General features: G+C 48.3%; 16 protein-coding genes. All 16 read right to left on the reverse strand.

Annotated features, from left to right (window positions below):
- Window positions 1-2 precede the first annotated feature (2 nt).
- The 16 genes from vasI to rlmE all read right to left on the reverse strand — a co-directional run bounded on the left by vasI (window position 3) and on the right by rlmE (window position 19,085).
- On the reverse strand, window positions 3-680 hold the full coding sequence (gene vasI / locus N2K86_RS19670) for a type VI secretion system-associated protein VasI (protein ID WP_260659699.1): 678 nt from the start codon (window positions 678-680) through the stop codon (window positions 3-5).
- Window positions 677-2,116 carry a sigma 54-interacting transcriptional regulator gene (locus tag N2K86_RS19675; RefSeq protein WP_260659700.1) on the reverse strand — a complete coding sequence of 480 codons (1,440 nt, stop codon included), beginning with the start codon at window positions 2,114-2,116 and terminating at the stop codon, window positions 677-679. Before N2K86_RS19675 ends, vasI begins: the two co-directional genes overlap by 4 nt.
- The gene (gene tssH, locus N2K86_RS19680; protein WP_260659701.1) at window positions 2,116-4,710 is read right to left on the reverse strand and encodes a type VI secretion system ATPase TssH; all 2,595 of its coding nucleotides are present in this window, start codon (window positions 4,708-4,710) and stop codon (window positions 2,116-2,118) included. The genes N2K86_RS19675 and tssH overlap by 1 nt, the downstream gene beginning before the upstream one ends.
- 41 nt (window positions 4,711-4,751) lie before the next feature.
- Window positions 4,752-5,540, reverse strand: a complete 789-nt coding sequence (gene icmH, locus N2K86_RS19685) for a type IVB secretion system protein IcmH/DotU (RefSeq protein ID WP_260659702.1) — start codon at window positions 5,538-5,540, stop codon at window positions 4,752-4,754.
- A 6-nt stretch (window positions 5,541-5,546) separates the two neighbouring features.
- The gene (gene tssK, locus N2K86_RS19690) at window positions 5,547-6,887 is read right to left on the reverse strand and encodes a type VI secretion system baseplate subunit TssK (RefSeq protein WP_260659703.1); all 1,341 of its coding nucleotides are present in this window, start codon (window positions 6,885-6,887) and stop codon (window positions 5,547-5,549) included.
- Window positions 6,887-7,405 carry a type VI secretion system lipoprotein TssJ gene (gene tssJ, locus N2K86_RS19695; RefSeq protein WP_260659704.1) on the reverse strand — a complete coding sequence of 173 codons (519 nt, stop codon included), beginning with the start codon at window positions 7,403-7,405 and terminating at the stop codon, window positions 6,887-6,889. The genes tssK and tssJ overlap by 1 nt, the downstream gene beginning before the upstream one ends.
- The gene (gene tagH, locus N2K86_RS19700; protein ID WP_260659705.1) at window positions 7,402-8,658 is read right to left on the reverse strand and encodes a type VI secretion system-associated FHA domain protein TagH; all 1,257 of its coding nucleotides are present in this window, start codon (window positions 8,656-8,658) and stop codon (window positions 7,402-7,404) included. The genes tssJ and tagH overlap by 4 nt, the downstream gene beginning before the upstream one ends.
- A gap of 5 nt (window positions 8,659-8,663) precedes the next feature.
- Entirely contained in the window at window positions 8,664-9,620 is a 957-nt protein-coding gene (gene tssG / locus N2K86_RS19705) for a type VI secretion system baseplate subunit TssG (protein WP_260659706.1), read from the reverse strand.
- On the reverse strand, window positions 9,620-11,398 hold the full coding sequence (gene tssF / locus N2K86_RS19710) for a type VI secretion system baseplate subunit TssF (protein ID WP_260659707.1): 1,779 nt from the start codon (window positions 11,396-11,398) through the stop codon (window positions 9,620-9,622). Before tssF ends, tssG begins: the two co-directional genes overlap by 1 nt.
- Window positions 11,399-11,413: 15 nt before the next feature.
- Window positions 11,414-11,842, reverse strand: coding sequence for a type VI secretion system baseplate subunit TssE (gene tssE / locus N2K86_RS19715; RefSeq protein ID WP_260659708.1), 429 nt, complete (start codon window positions 11,840-11,842; stop codon window positions 11,414-11,416).
- Between the two features lie 3 nt (window positions 11,843-11,845).
- The gene (gene tssC, locus N2K86_RS19720) at window positions 11,846-13,324 is read right to left on the reverse strand and encodes a type VI secretion system contractile sheath large subunit (RefSeq protein ID WP_260659709.1); all 1,479 of its coding nucleotides are present in this window, start codon (window positions 13,322-13,324) and stop codon (window positions 11,846-11,848) included.
- 29 nt (window positions 13,325-13,353) lie between these two features.
- Window positions 13,354-13,872 (reverse strand): type VI secretion system contractile sheath small subunit, encoded by a 519-nt coding sequence (gene tssB, locus N2K86_RS19725; protein WP_260659710.1) that lies wholly within the window; start codon window positions 13,870-13,872, stop codon window positions 13,354-13,356.
- A 271-nt stretch (window positions 13,873-14,143) separates the two neighbouring features.
- Window positions 14,144-15,481 carry a phosphoglucosamine mutase gene (gene glmM, locus N2K86_RS19730; RefSeq protein WP_010436000.1) on the reverse strand — a complete coding sequence of 446 codons (1,338 nt, stop codon included), beginning with the start codon at window positions 15,479-15,481 and terminating at the stop codon, window positions 14,144-14,146.
- A complete protein-coding gene (gene folP / locus N2K86_RS19735) occupies window positions 15,474-16,322 on the reverse strand; it encodes a dihydropteroate synthase (RefSeq protein ID WP_260659711.1) in 849 nt (282 codons plus the stop codon). Before folP ends, glmM begins: the two co-directional genes overlap by 8 nt.
- A 99-nt stretch (window positions 16,323-16,421) precedes the next feature.
- Window positions 16,422-18,356, reverse strand: a complete 1,935-nt coding sequence (gene ftsH, locus N2K86_RS19740; protein WP_006178765.1) for an ATP-dependent zinc metalloprotease FtsH — start codon at window positions 18,354-18,356, stop codon at window positions 16,422-16,424.
- A gap of 102 nt (window positions 18,357-18,458) precedes the next feature.
- Window positions 18,459-19,085, reverse strand: coding sequence for a 23S rRNA (uridine(2552)-2'-O)-methyltransferase RlmE (rlmE, locus tag N2K86_RS19745; RefSeq protein ID WP_010436004.1), 627 nt, complete (start codon window positions 19,083-19,085; stop codon window positions 18,459-18,461).
- Window positions 19,086-19,122: the final 37 nt, after the last annotated feature.

The raw sequence follows: 19,122 nt of genomic DNA on the forward strand, positions 1-19,122 counted from the left end.
CCTCACCAGTGGCATGCCTGACGCAAAGGCTCCAGTGCCTGTTTCAGACCATCGATACGAAAACGCAGGTCATTCAGTGCAGGTTGATCAGATGAAATGACCAACTCTTTAGCGCCAAACAGCTGCTGTATTTCCGCAATACCCTGTAGTCCTCGACTTGCTTCCAGCCGGTATCCGCTTCCTCGCCAGAACCAGCGGCTGGTGAGCACGTTACTATCAGCGTGCATTTCCAGTATCTGGTCACCTTTCCCCTGCGGAGCCGTAAACGCGATTTGCATACGGGTAATATTTTCTATGCAGCTGATGGCAAATATTGCCCGCGCCGGATAGTTACCGTTACCGGGCACCGTCAACATCACTACCCCGGCCGAGTTCCCTGTATTGCGTGTTTTGAGTATCATTACGGGATCGCCTGTCTGACGTTGTTTTTCCTGCTCCATGATTTGCAACCAGTAACGGTCAGGCTTGACCGCCTGATGAGTTTTAATTTCAGGGTGCCACGCCTCGTCATAGCACTGAAGACGGGGTAATGGAGACGATTGCTGACGGCAGGCCAGCAGAGCCGTTTTTACTTCATCCGTAAATAATGATTCCGCCGTCGTTTTTTCAGCGACTGCTGTACAAGGAGTATTAATAAACAGGAGAAAAAATATCATTTTCATGAATACTTCTGATTTCATCGCACTATCCCTGATTTTTTGCACTTCATATCCAGTGAACGTCTTGAAATTGACAGGCTGGCTGCCGTTCTTTCTTTATCGAAATTGTATTTTTCCAGACGCTGACGTAAAACTATCGTTTCGTAACGCGCCAGAATTTTTTTGAGCGGACCGGAATCATGGCTTTCTGATAAGGGAGAAAAAAAACGCGCAGGACGACCGATTGTTTTCTCCATGAGTTCCCTGTATCCGACAGCCATACCATGGTTTTTCACCTGAAAAATATAGTCACGGAGTATATTTTCCATTTCCCTTATATTTCCCGGATATGAATATTTAACCAGAGACTCAACAACCTCCTCAGCCAAATAAAAGTTAACAGGAAGGTCTCGATGATTTTCGGTTAGAATTCGCTCAACAATCGATTTAATACCCTGTCGTTGCTCCCGCAATGGCGGGAGGTAAATTTCACTCCCGGCAATTCGGTGATAGAACCCGGCGTGCTTTCTTTTCCATTCTTCGCGATCCTGGCTGGTGAGGATAAGCTGCAGATGAACATTCCCGGCGTCTCGTCCATCGGTACTCAGCACCTCATGGGTATCAAGAAAATGCTGGAAATATCCGTGCCAGCGTGGCGACAGCCTGTCAATGTTTTCGAGCAGTAAAAATCCCCGGTGAGCTTTTACTAAGGCGCTGCCGGAAACATTTTTCTCACCAAAAATCTTTATGCCCTGCCATTCCTCTGAAAGTAATGCGCAATCAAGATTGACGAGCGGAGCCTGACCTTTGGAATAACGGTGCAAATAATGGGCGAGCCAGGTTTTGCCCGTTCCTTTTTCCCCGACAATCAGCACCGGCTTTCCGGGAGATAATGCCTCAACAAGATGTTGGACGCGTTCACTCGAAATGCGCCATGGCAGAGGTTCCGCAGCTTGCTGACATGGTGCAGGCTCAATCCGGGTGCCAGTCTTATTCAGTTCCCTTGAACGGATCAGGAATACTTGCAATAAAGATGAGAACTGGCTTTCTATAGTGAGTAATGCTTCGAGGGTTGTAGCGGGTGCCAGTATCGCCCAAATTCCCCATACTCTTCCCTGCCCCTCCAACAGGGGAATCGCATACAGTCCGCATTCCCCGTTCTGGCGTAATACCAGCTCACGAAAATTGGGGTGCTCAATCCTTGCACCATAATTAAGCGATAGCCACAATGCGGGCTTAGCGCTTCGAATAACCTGCGCCAGAGGATGCCTGAAGTCATCAACACTGAGATGCAGAGTATCAGTCCTTTCACCGGTAACCCGGCATGCCATCTCAGAGCCCGGGAAAGGGATCACGCCGATAATTTGGCTCCCATATGGGGCCAGCATGGCAACCCTGGCGGCAAAACATGCCATAAGATCGTCCACCTGCTGACAGGCAAGCAGCTCCAGGATCGCGGACAGCACTGGCTCAGGCATTAGCTCTCGACCTCAACCGTGAAATTGCCAGACTCAATACCAAAGTGAACACGGCTGATAGCCTCGCCGTTGGAGAGCTTTTGTAAGATCACCATGGAAACAGGCGGCAATAATGCTCCGTCTATGACGGACTCAAGCATGCGCGCGCCATTCTCTTTGCGGGTTGCCCGGTTAATAATCTCCTGATATACCGCCTCGTCAATAATGACTTCCGCGTTAAATCGCGTGGATAACTTATTCGACAATTCAGCAAGCTTGCTGCGAATAATGGACATTAATATTTCACTGCTTAACGGGAGGAAAGGCACGATTTCCATACGCGCAAGTAAGGCCGGCTTAAAGAATGCAGCCAGTTCCGGATAGAGCGCATCAGGTATCTGCTCTGGACTAACGCTCATCTCTACAATTGTCTGGTAACCCAGGTTGGATGTCAGGAAAAAGGCGATATTCTTACAATCAATAATTTGCCCTTCACCATCCGCCATCTCGCCTTTATCAAAAGCTTGATAGAACAAGTTCAGCACGTCAGGATGCGCTTTTTCGACTTCATCCAGCAATACGACGGAATAGGGCTTTTTGCGAATGGCCTCGGTCAGGATCCCGCCCTCGCCATACCCAACGTAGCCAGGGGGAGAGCCGATCAATCTTGAAACGGTATGTTTCTCCTGGAATTCTGACATATTGATCGTCGTTAACCAGGCATTCCCCCCAAAAAGGAGTTCGGCGAGTTGTAATACTGTTTCTGTTTTGCCGACACCGCTCGGCCCTACTAGCAAGAATGCGCCCAGAGGGCGTCCGGTTCGTCTTAAATCTGCACGCGCGGTCAATAAATGTCGGTGGAGATACGCTATGGCAAGGTCCTGTCCTTTAATGGTTTTAGAGAGAAAATCAGGCAGTTCAGTGATAACCTTCAGCTCATTTTGCGTGATCTGCTGGAGAGGTACGCCCGTCCATTCAGCGATGACTGACGAGATCTGATCTTTGTCGACATGTGCTGAAAGACACTTCTGTGTTTTTTGTAACACAACCAGCTGCGCTTCACGTTCTGCTAATTGCAATGCTATTTCGGGAGATGCATCCTCGTTAAGGAGAGACTGGCGCAAGGTTATTATTTCAGATACCAGTGCCTTCTGGCTTTGCCACTGTTTTTCGAGTATTTCCAGCTCGGACTGAAGACGTTGACGCAATAAAAACAGCTCACCCAGCCGTTCCGCGTATTCGTTTAGTCCAATGCGCTGCTCACGTTCTATGTGATGGATCTCTTGTTCCGTCTCTTTCAGCTGGGTTTCAAGCTGGGTGTATCTCCTGGGAGGCGCAGAGAGGTTAATTGCGCAGCGTGCGCAGGCGGTATCCAGTACATCGATAGCTTTATCAGGAAGCTGACGGCCTGAAAGATAACGGGCGCTTAATTGAACCGCTGCCACCAGCGCTTCGTCATCAACAAGAACGTTATGCGCCAGCTCGTATCGAGCCACCAGTCCCCGGAGAATGGTTGTTGCCTGAATGAGGTCGGGTTCGTTGACTTTTACCAACTGGAAACGTCGGGTTAGCGCTGCATCCTTTTCAATGTATTTTTTGTATTCCCGCCAGGTCGTCGCGGCGATCGTTTTTAACTCTCCTCTGGCCAGGGCAGGCTTGAGTAAGTTTGAAACGTCCAGCCCTCCCTGCGTATTGCCCGCACCTATCAAGGTATGCGCTTCATCGATAAACAAAATGACTGGCGCTGGCGCATCAAAGATTTCCTGCATGATCCCTTTGAATCGCTTCTCAAACTCTCCTTTCACTGAGGCTCCCGCTTGCATCGCCCCCAGATCCAACGAAAGCAGCACCGTTCCTTTGAGCTGATCTGGTACCTGGTTCGCCACGATACGACTCGCTAGCCCTTCAATAAGCGCACTTTTCCCCACGCCAGCTTCGCCAACAACGATGGGATTATTTTTGCGACGACGACAAAGAATATCGATCATCAGGTCTATCTCTTCATCCCGGCATAAAACGGGGTCAAGCCTGTTCTCACGCGCAGCCTCGGTGATATCCGCAGTGAACCGAGAAAGTAGCGAGCCCTCTCCACCGACGTTAGCTGGTGTCGTTCGGGATAGAGGTACGTCCGTGGTGCAATTTTCTGCCGAGTCCCTGGTGATGTTGTTAATTTTTGCAGTCAATTGCTCGCGGTGGATTCCTTCGATCAAGCGACAAAAATCAACCGGAAGGTACCGATGACGGTGCGTCAGTAAGACCAAAAACAGGGCTCCGCTACGCAGTTCATGTTGATTCAATTCCGTTGACGCCAGTAACCAGCTATCCTGTAACCACTCGACAAGCAAGGGCGAAAATGAAGGGTACGACTGCGGATAATCAGTACGATCGAGAGGGTTAACCTGCAGTAATGATTTTGCACGCTCGGCCTCTATTCCATATTCATGGAAAATGAATCGAATATCACAAAGCGGCGTGTCAATTAATTCATTTAATAAATGAATTACGCTAATTTCAGTTGCATGTTGATTAACACTCACCGCCGCTGCATGCTCAAGCGCACGGCGAACGAGAGGATGCAACCGTTCTACAAGAGCGGCTATTTCAATCCTGATCATTTTTATCTCTTTGATATATTTATGTAAAATCGGCTATTGGCCTACTGCAGTAAAACATCTAGCCTGTCTATGATATTTTCCGTCTGAATATGTAACTGCCAGTTGAACAGTAAAAATCCCGCTAACGCGATAAATGCCATTATCCAGGCAATTTTCTTTACCGAGAGCAGCCCACGCAGTCGATATTTTTTCTCTCGTTCCGACGAGCCAACGTGAATAACCGTATCGCTGAGAAGAGCGGTCCGCTCCGCTGGTTGCTGCGCACTTATGCTTTGCAACTTCTGGTGGATCAGTCGCAGAATGCGCTCTCGCTCTTCCTGGTATTGCACCGTCATCCGGTAACGCCCCTGAAAACCCAGGCACAAGCAAAGATGAATAAACTCAAGTAAATCACGGTAGCGTGAGGGTTCGAGCAATAACCGGTTGATAAGTTGATAACACTTTTCCCCACCCCAGGTTTCACTGTGAAAACGAACCAGCAAGGTATGCTGAGCCCAGTACTCAATTCCCCACGGGCGGGCCATAACCATTTCGTCAATAAACGTACAGAAAAAATAACTCCAGGATATTAAGATTCCCGGCTCATAGCGTTCCGCCTCCAGGCGCAGCAATATATGGCGAATATCCTGCTCAATCAGATCAATAAGTTTTTTATCATCAGGGGGTTCGAGCAATGATTTAACCCGAACAGTAAAACCCAGCAAATGAGACGACTCTCTAATTAACGGATTAGGATGGTTAATCATTCCAGAAACGTCTTCCCCTCCTCCCGATGCCGGTATGCTCTTTAAACCGTTATCCTGAGAAAATGTAGTGTGTGTGGCATTCATTTAAATTTATCTCCTGATAGCCCAGAATTGCATATCCAGCTCCGGGAACTTCCCACCGATGTGAAAAGCAAACCCGCTATTGGTACCCCCTCTGGGCCAGTAAGGACTTTGGCGATCTAAAGAGAAATAGATGTAGCCATTATGGTATGGCAACTGACGAGGCGAGGTTGCAAGCGGACGCAGAGGGATACCGTGCGTATGCGTGCTGACCAGTTTCATAATAGCTTCAGGCGTTGCAATTTTACTTTGTTGAACAAACTGCTTACTCAAAATATCGAGAGGCATGTTTGCTTTCACTGCAAGGACAAAATCTGCATCCCGGAGCAACTCTTCTTGCGTAACCGCAGCCACAAATACGCCAAATCGCTGTTCAAGTAACTGCAAAGATTGTGCTCGAGGAGAAAGAACGGTGCTCAATGCCTGTCGTAGTGCCAGCATTAATGGATGGAAGCTGCGCTGCAAATCATCATGGAAATAGCGCGGGATGCTTTTGGGTAACCGGCTAAGATCGGTAAATGTCATTAATTCACCGCAAAACCCTGATAGCAGAGTGAAAAGATGTTCGGGGTGCACAACGGCCCGGCTGTTTAAATGCTCAAGGACGGGGTGCATGCGATTTAAAAGCTGCAGCAACATAAATTCAGCGACGTCAGCGACGCCCTGTTGACCTGGCGAGCCAATTCTGTCCGCCAGATTTTTTGCTCGCTCCCCTACCAGACCAGTGACTTCAGACAAGAAGCTTTTCAAATGCGTGACGGTATTTATGGTTAAGCAGGTTGGAATAAAATGCGGATCAAGCAGCAAGCTTCCGTCAGGTTTCTTATCTGCAATTCGCGCGACAGGGATCGATGCAAAGGTGCTTCGGTCATCACTTTCCAGCATCAGCCGCAGATTAACTTTCGCGACATTAATTGCGGCTATTTCTGCACTCTGTGAATAAAGATCGCGGACAGACTCAAGGCAAGCCTGATATCGCGTCCGGCTTCCGTTATGCTCCAGAGACGTATTTATCTCAAGGATATGATCGCCCGCCAGAGGTACCGCCAGAAAAACAATTTGCCCAACCAGATTAGCCTCTGAGACCTGTAACGGAAGAGGAAGCACATCTTCATAAGGTAGGCTAAAGTGGGTCCCATCGGGCATGATGCCAGAAGCGGTTACGAGCGTAATGCGGCCAAAGCTTAGGTGATCTTCGTTAATTTTAAGCTCTGAGACACCATAAAAATGCTCAGTTAAAGCTGAAAGCGAAGTATAAAGCAGATAATCGTTATGCCTCTGCTGCTGCTGAAAATGTTGAGGTTTAATAAATAACCCCTCTCCCCAGACAATCCGATTGCGGGTTAACATCAGTCTTCGCTCTCCTTGAGGATATCTACGCTGTTTTTATGCAAATGAATTAAAATCTGGTAACGATGGCCAACGGGCGAAACTTTTATCACTTTCTTCCACTGCGTTGCATTGGGCTGGCTGAAGTAAACAGCTACCCCAATAAATCGTGTTTCTTTATCCAGTTCCACGGGGGGAAGATATTTATATTGCCCCGGTATAAGAGTGAAATCCTGATGATTCAGGTAGTTTTTGCCGAGGACATCTTCTATTTTTTTTGTCGTAAGCTGGTCGATATCTGTGGCTAAAAGTTTAGAATCATCTGACATCCAGATAACCTGAAAAGAGGCAGGCGAAGCAGCCTGGCTCTCATTAGGATTGATGTCACTGTCGGCCAGCAATGTGAGGCCAGCCTGTGACGGAAGCGTTGCGACATCGGGTGTCTCATCCACAGGCCATAGCGGATTTTTACATCCTGAGAGCATGACAGAAAACAGAAGGAGCAACGGACCTGCCATCAAAATTAACAGCCGTTTCATGCCTTATCCTCATCGCGTAAATCACGCAGAGCTTTATCGTAGACTTGTTCGAAAACCTCATGAAATAGACGGTCAACTCCCTGCTGCCTTGTCGATTTTAGCTCTTCAAAATAGTGGTTATACATTTCCCAAATCCATGCGGGATTGTTTATATCAACCAGATGATCGCGGCGGTAACGCTGAAAACGCGCCATCAGGATGTCAGGTGAGAATGTGTCCACCACACACGTGAGGGCTTCGCTTACTGCCTGACGAGAGGCGTACGCATGCATTCTCAAAAAAGAGAGGCATTCCGTTATCGCAGCAGATGGCGACAAATGAACCTGGCTTTTTTGGTCCCCAAAGAGAGCATCAACCGTAGCGACATAATCTAAGCCTAACCGTAGCGGGTTATCTTCTACGGGCTGAAGCTGCTTATTAACACGAATGCGATCCTGCTCCAGTAGCAGAATCCCTTTAATCGCAGCCTCCAGCGTACGTCCAGCCTCTTCTAAAAAACCATTGGCCTGCTGGCTATCAGCAAGATTTAAAAAATGTCCCATTCCGCGCATCAATGGTGTGATTGCTACACTCTCAAAGGGCTGTGATTCGTGATTCTCATCATATAAAGGCGACGCGAGTGTGGGGATATCAATAAATTCTTCATCGAGCATAGGCTCTGCGCGTGAAAAATCGGTCGCGGTGTCCAGGTTATTATTTTCTGAAGGTATAAATTCTGAAGATGAAAGCGCCCCCCCCATACCCAAGGTACCTGGGTCATAAGGGCGATGACTGTAACCCACAGATTTCGGGCGACCGGAAAACGCCCCCGTCGCTGAAGGCTCGTCAATTATTTGGTTTACATCACTCCGGCTCGACATGGTAATAAGGGTCTGGGGATGCTGGTAATCAGCATCATCCACTTTTTCACTGCCGACAATTATTTGGGTCGTGAATGTAATGCTCCCCATTTTGATCTGGTCACCAGCAGACAACGCAACCACATTCTGCGCGCCTATACTATGCTCCGCTTCGTTGATAAATGTTGTTCCACTGACATCTTCCAGACAGAAATGACCATCTCGCCAGATAATTCTGGCGTGCGTACTCTGGATCTCCTGACGGTTATCCTGCACCTGCCAGTGCCGGGTTTCGCCGGCATCCATGCTTCCTATCGTTCCGCCCTCTTTATTAAAACGATGGGAACGTTCTATTTTTCTGCCGATACAACTCAAATCCACAATGGTTAGAATCAGTTCCATTGAATCATTCATATAAATTATTCCTGAACACAGAGTGAGACTTTTAAATTTTTTGGTAAAGGAGCGAGAAAAGTTGTCCACCCGAGTAGACACCCCTTTCCACGACCGAGACATGTTTTTTCAGACTGGTTGTGCGCTAAGTTCAACTCTAAATCCCACGCAAACTGTTCTCTCATTATAAAAGACATCACTTTTGTCAGCGGCGCAAAAAGATCACCGTTCGGGAGAAAACGTAAAAATGTGGAATAGCTTAACTCATTAATCCTTAATATATATTTACTGCTTATATCTGGAGCGTATTCTCCAACGACAAAATCGTTCCCCGTCGACATATTGGCTTGACCAAGTCGATTTTGCTGATGTTCTGCAATGGCTACGCGGCGATATTGCCAGCATAATATTTTAACGTCATCCAAATCAAAGCAGTGTGAAATCAGCCCCTCCACTACCTGAGGAGAGCGACCAGGGGCAGCAAGGAGGCCTGCATAGGCTAACATTTTGCTGTGATTTATCGCCATCGAATCACGTAATGCTTCACTTCCCAGCCCTATCAGGGAAAACATACATTGAGAAAATCTGTCTTCACCACCTGGACGATACCGAACATGATAGCGATATTTCCTCCATGCACGATGTAACAGCATCAAAAAACGATGGTTAAAGAAATTCAAAAATTGACCCGGCCCATTTTCTTGATGCATATACTGCCATGCAAGGTTTTCCAGGTAATATCCTGGCAGCGGCGACTGAGCACCATGCAGTCCGAGGAATGATACCTCCAGATCATAACCATATTCTTGCTTACTCACGGATACGATATCACCTGAAGGAAACCCTAATGAAGCGCTGGCAGAGTACCGAATCCGCTCATTTTCGGGTAATTGATTATCAAGCTGTTCAATATCCTGCCCTTCACTACGATAGAGCAACTCGACAAGCTGGTAAAAATTATAATCCTTTAAATTATTATTCATTATATCAATGAATGATTACCTTGTTGTAATGGCCAGCAATAGGCGGAATTATTTTCAGTATCTATTAATGACAATTCATGAAATGAGTTAATATTTGAAAAAAGTGATAAAAACTGAGCCAGAATACATCCAAATAAGTAAAACTCACCCTCGCTTATGAAAGCACTTTTTTTTGCAAATAATGTTGAATGGATACCCCGCACCGGCATACCCCGAATCAATCTGTCGACAGGTTTCGTTTCAATTTTTTCCACCCCTTCAAATCTCTTCTGCGAAATCTTTGCCGCGTGCCCGTCATTCATTGCAGGGAAATCATAATTTCGAATAATTTGTAACAACGCATCCTTATCTAACAAAGAATGGTAGTTTAGCGCCATGCTTGAGATAAGTGTCCAATGTAGTTTTTCATCAATCAGAGGACGCAATGTTTGCGAAGGTGACAAGATGTTGCTGTAAGCTAGCCAGGGTGGTGAGTCTCCAAGAGGGAGGCAGATTTCGCCGCGTCCAAGTTCTGCGGGTAAGTTCCTGTTTGTGCAGAGCATCGTGACTGCAACGATTTCATCACTCCTCCCCAGGAGGCTTTCATCACTGCGCAAAAATGAAATATTATGCTCGTAGCCCTTCAGTTTCAGTGAGTTGTGAATGCTGACTTTGAAATAATTCATTGTTCTCTTTTTTTCAAACTCAACCTCATGTCTGAAGCTTTCAAAGACATGATACGTTCTGAGTTCGCTCTTGATACGTTCGCCATCCTTTCCTGCATGTTCACTTTTCCATCCTTCAACTTTCTCGACGGAAAACACTTCATAATGTTCGGGGAGCATATGGCTTGCCCTGAGCGGGTAGTTTATTCGCTTCCCGTCAAGTTGAATGGGTTCCGAATGATGTTCGAATAAATTCGCAGCGGGAGAACAATTCAACTTAATTGATGAAGATGTAATGCGACAGTCTGAGGGAAAAGGTTTGTCATAATGGAAACTCAGTTCAATATCGCTTACCGCGATGTTCTGCGGAAGCTGGTCAAATCCATGAATATCTACAAACAGGAATCCTTCAGGAAAACAGAAAAACTCCTGCAAAATACGGTATCCGGAGTAGACGTTTTTAGGATATGGCAGTAAAGCATGGTTGTCAGAAAAACCCACAGGGCTAGCTTTGACATCAGATAGCGTAAATTCTGCGCCATTCAGCTTAACGGTGACTTTTTTAAGATGGTTTAGCATGTAAAGATACAGTTGAGTAGCAACATAGTAGTCGCTACCGAGAAACAATCTGAGATTATCCAGCCTGATCTTATCGAGAGGCATCGCGCTAAACGGCTTAAGTGTAAGCGAAAGGCAGCCATTCTCATTAGTATTTATCGTTACCAGATTGGTGAGTTCAACGGGTAAAATCCAGATATCCCTGCAGGTAGAGAACGTGCATCCAGTTCCCTTTATTTCTTTTGAGCCCAGCTTAACCCCTTTTTTAACAAGACAAGCCTCTGTGATAGATCCCACTTTTGGCTGGCACTCAATGATGGTAAATGATGGAACGGGCCGCAAATAATTAGGCCACAAAATATTTAGCAAACCATGGGTGAGCTCCGGAAAATCATCCTCAATTTTTGCGCGCAATGTTCCTGATAAGAATGCGAAACCTTCCAGAAGTCTTTCAACGTCAGGGTCTGCACTCTTTTCTGCAAGGAAACGCGTTAGCTGGGGCCAGGACCTTGAGAAATCAGCCCCCTGCTTTCGCAGCCAAGATAATTCATCCCTAAAAAACTCTTCTAGTTTCATAAATATTTTTTATATTCACTCAAGTTTGTATTTGTGATTTCCATCAATACGCAAATTGAAATTGAGAATGCTCTCTCGGTCCTCGAACGATACGTATGCTTTGACAAGGAAGTAAAGAGTTAACGGATCCGCTTCGTTAGGTTGCGCGATGATTTCTGCCCTGCTTATTCTCGGTTCGTAATCCTCTATGCACCGTTTAATTGCCCTACATATCGCCGAATAAACCTCAACAGAACTCCCAGTTGCATCGTTGAAATCAATAATGCCTAATTCGGGACAACTCTGCGCGTTACCGGAGCGGGTGTTGAGAATCGCCTGAAGATTGCGTTTCAGAGAGGCCACCAGGTCATCAGTGTCATCCGAAGACCTGATGGTTTTGCTCTCGTCAATGCGCTCAAAAAGACTGGCAGAACGACTTCTTCGCCATGCAGTAAGCGCTGACATCCCTTATTCCTTATCCAGACGGCCAACGAGAGAGAGTTCGAAACTCGCGCCCATGTATTTAAAATGTGGCCGCACTGCCATTGATACCTGATACCAACCTGGATCGCCTTCTACATCAGAAACAGTGATTTGAGCGGCACGTAAAGGACGGCGGCTACGCACTTCTGCTGGCGGATTTTCCTGGTCAGCAACGTACTGCCTAATCCACCGGTTTAGTTCTCGTTCCAGATCCTGTCGCTCTTTCCATGCGCCAAGCTGTTCTCGCTGCAGGACTTTTACATAGTGAGCCAGGCGGTTAATGATGAACATGTAAGGTAGCTGAGTGCCAAGGCGGTAATTGGTTTCAGCAATTTTTCCTTCCCGCGTATTGGGGAATACTTTGCATTTCTGTACTGAGTTTGCCGAGAAGAAAGCTGCATTATCGCTGCCTTTACGCATTGTCAGCGTGATAAATCCCTCTTCTGCGAGTTCAAACTCGCGACGGTCGGTTACCAGGACCTCGGTTGGGATTTTGGCCTGAAGTTGCCCAAGGGATTCAAACTTATGTACTGGCAAGTCATGCACCGCGCCACCGCTTTGAGGCCCAATGATATTCGGGCACCAGCGATAGCGGGCGAAGCTATCCGTCAGGTTACAGGCCATGAGATAGGCCGTGTTTCCCCACAGATAATTATCATGTTCGCCCTGTATGGTCTCATGATAATCAAAAGATTTAACCGGATTATCCTGACTGTCGTAAGGAAGACGTAACAAGAAACGCGGTGCCGTGAGTCCTAAATAGCGTGAATCTTCTGACTCTCTCAATGCACGCCACTTGACGTATGCCGGACCTTCGAAAACAGCCTTTAATTCCTTAATGGCGGGGAGCTCGGTAAAGCTTTTGAGGCCAAAGAAGGCTGGAGAGACCGAGGAGATGAATGGCGCATGGGCCATAGCGCCGACGGAACTGACATACTGCAGAAGCTTTATATCCGGGGCTGAGGGTGTAAAGGCGTAATTGCCAATGACAGCCCCCACTGGCTCTCCGCCAAACTGACCATAACCGCTCGCATAGATATGTTTATAGAATCCGGATTGCACTATCTCAGGTGAATATTCAAAATCGTCTAATAGCTCTTCTTTTGTGGCATGCAGGATCGTGATTTTGATGTTTTCTCTGAAATCAGTTCTGTCTACCAGCAGTTTTAACGACCGCCAGGAGGATTCCATATTCTGGAACTCATCAGAATGCAGAATCTCATCCATCTGGGCGCTCATTTTTTTATCGAGTTCGGCGATCATTCGGTCGACAAGCAGTTTATTTACTGCAACATCTTCCTGCCCTGATTCCAGTAAATTCGCTATAAATGCCGATATCCCCTGCTTAGCAATATCATACCCATCATCCTCAGGTTGAAGTCTTGCCTGAGACATTATGTGATCAAGTAAAGAGGACGATTCGTTTTTTAATTCACTATCATGAATAACACTTTGAACTGTCATACGCGCACCTTATTAATTCTCTGAGGAAATTACTCTTTTGTGGAATTATCTTCTTCAAGAGCGATATCAAGTTCTTTGAGAAGTTGTGCACGCATTTCGCCATCTGTTAATAACTTCTGCAAACTTGCTCGGAAAGAAGGAATATTACCCAACGGACCTTTTAATGCGACCAAAGCCTCCCTCAACTCGAGTAGTTTTTTCAGTTCAGGTACTTGACGGGCGATGTTGTCTGGAGAGAATTCTTTTAACGCATTGAAGTTTAAGCTAATCGGTAGTGCTTCCTCAGCACCATCCTGCAATCTGTTTACCACTGAAAAATCCAGATGTAAACCTGCCGTCTCCATGACCGAGTCAAAATTGTGCTTATTAATTGAGATTGCCTCTCTTTCTTCAATGGAAGAATCTTCGTTCCCACCGTTGAAATCGCCGACAACGAGAATATTAAGAGGCAGTTCGACTTCAGCTTGTTCATCACCTGTTGCTGGGACATACTTAATATTTATACGTTCTTTCGGTGCAATACTTCCTTCATATAATTTATTACCCATCCGCATTTAACTCCAATCCAGGTTAAGTTTAGCTAGTCTTATAATTTTTATAACACACTAAAATGGCGAAGAAAAATACGTTTCAATAATTTTAAAAAGCAAAACAAATCATTAAATATATAATATTCACCCAAGAGATTAGTTATACATAAATATATTCATGACTGTGAATCAAGAGGAATGTTATCTGGATAATTTATGGTAATAATTGAGGACATACTAAAAGAAAAAAGGCGGCAAAAGCCGCCTTTCAGAACGCTTACCGTCAGTTTTATGCTGCTTTTACAGCGTCCGCAATACGGTGTGCAAATTCGGTTACCTGCGCTTCGTCTTCGCCTTCCACCATCACGCGGATCAGCGGTTCGGTACCGGACTTACGCAGCAGCACACGGCCACGATTACCCAAGGCCGCTTCAACGTCAGCCATCACCGCTTTCACGTTGTCATTTTCAAGTGGATCGCCTTTACCCGCTGTGAAACGCACGTTAACGAGGATTTGCGGGAACATCTTCATACCGCTGCAAAGATCGTGCAGGCTCATATGGTTGCGCGCCATAGCAGCCACCACCTGCAGACCCGCCACGATGCCGTCACCGGTGGTGGTTTTATCGAGCAGGATCACGTGACCGGAGTTTTCCGCACCGATGCGCCAGCCCTTCTCCTGCAGTTTTTCCAGCACATAGCGGTCACCCACTTTCGCGCGGACAAAAGGAATACCGAGTTGTTTCAGCGCCAGTTCAAGGCCCATATTACTCATCAGCGTACCCACCGCACCACCGCGCAGCTGGCCCTGACGCAGGCCTTCACGTGCAATGATGTAGAGGATCTGATCGCCGTCAACCTTGTTACCTTCGTGGTCGACCATGATCACGCGGTCACCATCGCCGTCCAGCGCAATACCCAGATCGGCTTTCTCCGCCAGCACGCGTGCCTGCAGAGCACGAACGTCCGTCGCGCCCACTTCTTCATTGATGTTCAGACCATCTGGCTCGCAGCCGATGGTGATCACTTTCGCACCCAGCTCACGGAAAACATTAGGTGCAATGTGGTAGGTCGCGCCGTTTGCACAGTCCACCACAATCTTAAGATGGGCCAGGCTCAGCTCGTTCGGGAAGGTGCCTTTGCAGAATTCGATATAACGACCCGCTGCATCGACAATCCGGTTCGCTTTCCCCAGCTCAGCGGAATCGACGCAGGTGATCTCTTTTTCCATTTCCGCTTCGATTGCCTCTTCCACGTCATCCGGCAGTTTGGTGCCGTCGATGGAGAAGAATTTGATGCCGTTGTCGTAGAAAGGATTATGAGAAGCCGAGATAACAATCCCCGCCTCCGCCCGGAAGGTGCGCGTCAGATACGCCACGGCAGGGGTGGGCATTGGGCCAGTGAAGGAAGCAGAAAGTCCCGCCGCTGCCAGACCGGCCTCCAGCGCCGATTCCAGCATATAGCCTGAAATACGGGTGTCCTTACCGATGATGATCTTACGGGAACCATGACGCGCCAGTACCTTGCCTGCAGCCCAGCCCAGCTTCAGGACAAAATCAGGGGTGATTGGGGCATCGCCTACGCGCCCACGGATACCATCGGTACCAAAATATTTACGATTACTCATAGCGTTTGTTTTCCTTCGCTGCCAGTGTGGCTTCCACCACACGCATGGCTTCTACTGTTTCTTTGACGTCATGGACACGAATAATGTGCGCGCCTTGCATCGCCGCGATCACCGCGCAGGCCAGGCTACCACTCAGGCGTTCGCTCGGGCCCACATTCAGCAACTGCCCAATCATCGACTTTCTAGACATCCCCACCAGCAACGGCAGATCGAAGTGATGAAATTCTGATAAGCGCGCAAGCAGCGCATAATTGTGAGAGAGATTTTTACCGAAACCGAACCCCGGGTCGAGCAGCAATTTCTCTTTTGGGATACCGGCACGTTCACAGCGTTCGATATGCTCAATAAAGAAGCGATTCACGTCGGCATAAACATCGTCATACTTCGGTGCTTCCTGCATAGTTTTCGGTTGACCCTGCATGTGCATCAGGCAGACCGGCAGGCCAGTTTCCGCAGCCGCCTCAATCGCGCCAGGCTCAGTCAGTGAGCGGATGTCATTGATAATGTGAGCACCCACTCTCGCCACTTCACGAATCACCTCAGGCTTGGACGTATCAACGGAGATCCACACCTCAAATCGCTGAGCAATGGCCTCAACCACGGGCACTACGCGCGCCAGCTCTTCTTCCACAGAAACGTCCGCTGCGCCGGGGCGCGTCGATTCCCCACCGACATCAATGATAGTGGCACCCGCATTGATCATTAAATTTGCGTGCTTAACCGCCTCGATAAGCGTGTTATGCGTGCCGCCGTCAGAGAAAGAGTCAGGGGTAACATTCAGGATCCCCATCACGTGCGGATGCGAGAGATCGAGATGCGAGTCCTGGGCGAAGAGTTTCATGGCTAAAATCCCTGGTATTTATAAGGTTTAACAGATAAGAAAAACCCCGGAGCAAGCTCCAGGGTTTGAGGTACAGACAAACATTTCAACAGAAGAGACTTACTTGTCGCCCAACTGTTCTGACATGGTGTTGCCCGGGTTTGGCGTACGCGGTTCATCAACCGGACGCGGCGCACGCGGGGTGCCATTGTTGTCAGAATTGTTGGAAGCACCTGGATCTTCCCAGCCAGCTGGCGGACGCACTTCACGGCGTGCCATCAGGTCGTCAATCTGCGGTGCATCGATGGTCTCATATTTCATGAGCGCATCTTTCATCGAATGCAGGATATCCATATTGTCGTTCAGGATCTGACGTGCGCGAGCGTAGTTACGTTCGATCAGCGCTTTCACTTCCTGGTCGATGATACGTGCCGTCTCATCGGACATATGTTTCGCTTTAGCCACAGAACGGCCCAGGAACACTTCACCCTCTTCCTCTGCATACAGCAGCGGACCGAGTTTGTCGGAGAAGCCCCACTGCGTCACCATGTTACGCGCCAGGTTTGTCGCGACTTTGATGTCGTTGGACGCACCGGTAGAAACATGTTCCACACCGTAGATAATCTCTTCTGCCAGACGACCGCCGTATAGGGTTGAAATCTGGCTTTCCAGCTTCTGACGGCTGGCGCTGATCGCATCGCCTTCAGGCAGGAAGAAGGTCACACCCAGCGCACGACCACGTGGGATAATCGTCACTTTATGCACCGGATCGTGTTCCGGCACCAGGCGACCGATAATCGCGTGACCTGCTTCGTGGTATGCCGTGGACTCTTTCTGCGCTTCCGTCATCACCATGGAGCGACGTTCCGCACCCATCATGATTTTGTCTTTCGCTTTCTCGAACTCCACCATGGACACCACGCGCTTGTTACCGCGAGCGGCAAACAGGGCAGCTTCGTTGACCAGGTTAGCCAGATCCGCACCGGAGAAGCCCGGAGTACCGCGCGCAATAATTGCCGCGTCGATATCTGGCGCCAGCGGTACGCGACGCATGTGGACTTTCAGAATCTGTTCACGACCGCGAACGTCCGGCAGACCTACCACGACCTGACGGTCGAAACGGCCTGGACGCAGCAGCGCCGGGTCAAGTACGTCCGGACGGTTAGTCGCCGCAATAACGATAATACCTTCGTTACCTTCGAAGCCGTCCATTTCAACCAGCATCTGGTTCAGCGTCTGCTCACGTTCATCATGACCACCGCCCAGACCTGCGCCACGCTGGCGGCCTACGGCGTCGATTTCATCGATGAAGATGATGCACGGTGCTGCCTTCTTGGCCTGTTCGAACATGTCACGCACACGAGATGCACCCACACCCACGAACATTTCTACGAAGTCAGAACCTGAAATAGTAAAGAACGGCACCTTCGCTTCACCCGCGATAGCTTTCGCCAGCAGGGTTTTACCGGTACCCGGAGGACCAACCATCAGAACGCCTTTCGGGATCTTACCGCCCAGTTTCTGGAAACGGCTCGGCTCACGCAGGTATTCAACCAGTTCGCCCACTTCTTCTTTTGCTTCGTCACAACCTGCAACGTCAGCAAACGTGGTCTTGATCTGATCTTCCGTCAGCATACGCGCCTTGCTCTTACCGAACGACATGGCACCTTTGCCACCGCCGCCCTGCATCTGACGCATAAAGAAGATCCAGACGCCGATAAGAAGCAGCATCGGGAACCAGGAAATGAAGATAGAAGCCAGCAGGCTTGGTTCTTCTGGCGGCTCGCCGACCACTTTGACGTTTTTAGTCAGAAGGTTATCGAGCAGCTTAGGATCGTTCACCGGGATGTAGGTCGTGTAACGGTTACTATCTTTCTTGGTAACGTTTATCTCACGTCCGTTGATACGCGCTTCGCGAACCTGGTCCTGATTGACCTCCTGCAGGAAGGTAGAATAATCCACCTTGCGGCCATTCGACTCGCTGGGCCCAAAGCTCTGGAATACTGACATCAGCACGACGGCAATGACCAGCCAGAGAATTAGGTTTTTCGCCATGTCACTCAAGGGATTAACCTCACATTACAACTGTGTTAAAAACAGCGTCAGGATACTCTATATCCAGTTTCATTCAAACTTTCGCCTGAAATCTACCGGTTATCATTTTCGCCCGGTCGCTACAATATACACTTCACGGGAACGCGCCCGGGAAGAGTCCGGCTTACGAACTTTAACCTTCGCAAACAGGGAGCGAATTTCCTTAAGGTACTCCTCGAAACCTTCGCCCTGAAACACCTTCACAACAAAACTACCACCAGGCGCTAGTACATCACGACACATTTCTAACGCTAGCTCCACCAGATACATGCCGCGGGGGATATCCACCGCCGGTGTTCCGCACATATTTGGTGCCATATCAGACATGACAACCTGGACCTTACTGTCACCCACACGTTCAAGTAACGCTTTCAGCACTAATTCATCACGAAAATCGCCCTGAAGGAAGTCGACACCGACAATGGGATCCATTGGTAAAAGATCGCATGCGATGATTCGACCCGCTCCGCCGATCTGCGTTACCGCATACTGGGACCATCCGCCAGGGGCAGCACCGAGGTCAACAACCGTCATCCCCGGTTTAAAAAGTTTGTCACTTTGCTGTATTTCATCAAGTTTAAACCAGGCGCGGGAACGTAACCCCTTTTTCTGCGCCTGCAGAACATATTTATCGCTAAAGTGTTCCTGAAGCCAGCGGCTGGAACTGGCAGAACGCTTTTTACCTGTCATTTAACTTTTCCGTCCGGGTTCATCGTTGCTTACCTTT

Origin of the sequence: Enterobacter mori (genome assembly GCF_025244905.1) — a bacterium.
GTDB lineage: Bacteria > Pseudomonadota > Gammaproteobacteria > Enterobacterales > Enterobacteriaceae > Enterobacter > Enterobacter mori_A.

What these genes read in the sequence shown, in the direction of transcription:
- tssJ (WP_260659704.1), bottom strand. Translation starts at nt 7,405, where the DNA reads ATGAAACGGCTGTTAATTTTGATGGCAGGTCCGTTGCTCCTTCTGTTT.
- tagH (WP_260659705.1), bottom strand. Translation starts at nt 8,658, where the DNA reads ATGAATGATTCAATGGAACTGATTCTAACCATTGTGGATTTGAGTTGT.
- icmH (WP_260659702.1), bottom strand. Translation starts at nt 5,540, where the DNA reads ATGAATGCCACACACACTACATTTTCTCAGGATAACGGTTTAAAGAGC.
- tssB (WP_260659710.1), bottom strand. Translation starts at nt 13,872, where the DNA reads ATGGGTAATAAATTATATGAAGGAAGTATTGCACCGAAAGAACGTATA.
- tssG (WP_260659706.1), bottom strand. Translation starts at nt 9,620, where the DNA reads ATGAATAATAATTTAAAGGATTATAATTTTTACCAGCTTGTCGAGTTG.
- glmM (WP_010436000.1), bottom strand. Translation starts at nt 15,481, where the DNA reads ATGAGTAATCGTAAATATTTTGGTACCGATGGTATCCGTGGGCGCGTA.
- tssK (WP_260659703.1), bottom strand. Translation starts at nt 6,887, where the DNA reads ATGTTAACCCGCAATCGGATTGTCTGGGGAGAGGGGTTATTTATTAAA.
- tssH (WP_260659701.1), bottom strand. Translation starts at nt 4,710, where the DNA reads ATGATCAGGATTGAAATAGCCGCTCTTGTAGAACGGTTGCATCCTCTC.
- N2K86_RS19675 (WP_260659700.1), bottom strand. Translation starts at nt 2,116, where the DNA reads ATGCCTGAGCCAGTGCTGTCCGCGATCCTGGAGCTGCTTGCCTGTCAG.
- tssF (WP_260659707.1), bottom strand. Translation starts at nt 11,398, where the DNA reads ATGAAACTAGAAGAGTTTTTTAGGGATGAATTATCTTGGCTGCGAAAG.
- ftsH (WP_006178765.1), bottom strand. Translation starts at nt 18,356, where the DNA reads ATGGCGAAAAACCTAATTCTCTGGCTGGTCATTGCCGTCGTGCTGATG.
- rlmE (WP_010436004.1), bottom strand. Translation starts at nt 19,085, where the DNA reads ATGACAGGTAAAAAGCGTTCTGCCAGTTCCAGCCGCTGGCTTCAGGAA.
- tssE (WP_260659708.1), bottom strand. Translation starts at nt 11,842, where the DNA reads ATGTCAGCGCTTACTGCATGGCGAAGAAGTCGTTCTGCCAGTCTTTTT.
- tssC (WP_260659709.1), bottom strand. Translation starts at nt 13,324, where the DNA reads ATGACAGTTCAAAGTGTTATTCATGATAGTGAATTAAAAAACGAATCG.
- folP (WP_260659711.1), bottom strand. Translation starts at nt 16,322, where the DNA reads ATGAAACTCTTCGCCCAGGACTCGCATCTCGATCTCTCGCATCCGCAC.
- vasI (WP_260659699.1), bottom strand. Translation starts at nt 680, where the DNA reads ATGAAATCAGAAGTATTCATGAAAATGATATTTTTTCTCCTGTTTATT.